1 rRNA gene (only partly in view) is annotated in these 1,096 nt (G+C 47.8%); it reads left to right on the forward strand.

Features of this window, described 5'->3' with window-relative positions:
• A 23S ribosomal RNA gene (locus IEY39_RS29570) occupies window positions 1-1,096 on the forward strand (its annotated part extends 1,039 nt beyond the left edge of the window); the annotation flags it as partial.

A 1,096-nucleotide genomic window follows, 5' to 3' on the forward strand; every position in this document is an offset into this window, starting at 1 on the left:
TAAGTTGAACAAACGAAGTTTGAACCCTATAACAGCCAGGATGTTGGCTTGGAAGCAGCCATTCATTTAAAGAGTGCGTAACAGCTCACTGGTCGAGGGTTCAGGCACGGAAAATAATCGGGCATCAAACTACGAACCGAAGTTCTAAGATTGAGCAATCAATCGGTAGGGGAGCATTCTGACAGCAGCGAAGGTGTCTGGCGATGGATGCTGGAGCGGTCAGAAAAGAAAATGTAGGTATAAGTAACGATAAATAAAGTGAAAAACTTTATCGCCGAAAGTCTAAGGGTTCCTGATCAACGTTAATCGGATCAGGGTTAGTCGGGTCCTTAGGGAAAGCCGAAAGGCGCACCTGATGGAAAACTGGTTAATATTCCAGTACCCGCTTTAGTTTCGAAGGGGCGACGCGGAAGTGACACTCACACGAGGGATACGGAATTCCCCGTTTAAGCATGTAGCTATATCTTTTACTGGCAAATCCGTAAGAGATGGCGAAGTGTGAAAGTATATGAGGGCTTCGGCCCGATTGAGTGAGGTAATAACCGCCGAGAAAACCCTCTAAGGTTAGGCTAAAGCGGCCCGTACCGCAAACCGACACAGGTAGACGAGAAGAATATTCTAAGGCGCTCGGGTGAGCCGTGGAGAAGGAACTAGGCAAATTGTGGCTGTAACTTCGGGATAAAGCCAACCTACTTCGGTAGGTCTCAGTAAAATGGTTCAACCAACTGTTTAACAAAAACACAGGGCCCTGCAAAATCGAAAGATGACGTATAGAGCCTGATACCTGCCCGGTGCTGGAAGGTTAAGGAAGGATGTTCGGAGCAATCCAAAGCTTCTGACTGAAGCCCCAGTAAACGGCGGCCGTAACTATAACGGTCCTAAGGTAGCGAAATTCCTTGTCGGGTAAGTTCCGACCTGCACGAATGGTCTAATGAGTTGAACACTGTCTCCTCCACGAGCCCGGTGAAATTGTAGTATCGGTGAAGATGCCGGTTACCCGTCACGGGACGGAAAGACCCCGTGAACCTTCACTACAACTTTGCATTGATTTTGAATTACGGATGTGTAGAATAGTTGGGACTCTATGAAGCGGTGG

Origin of the sequence: Puia dinghuensis, assembly GCF_014642875.1 — a bacterium.
GTDB lineage: Bacteria > Bacteroidota > Bacteroidia > Chitinophagales > Chitinophagaceae > Puia > Puia dinghuensis.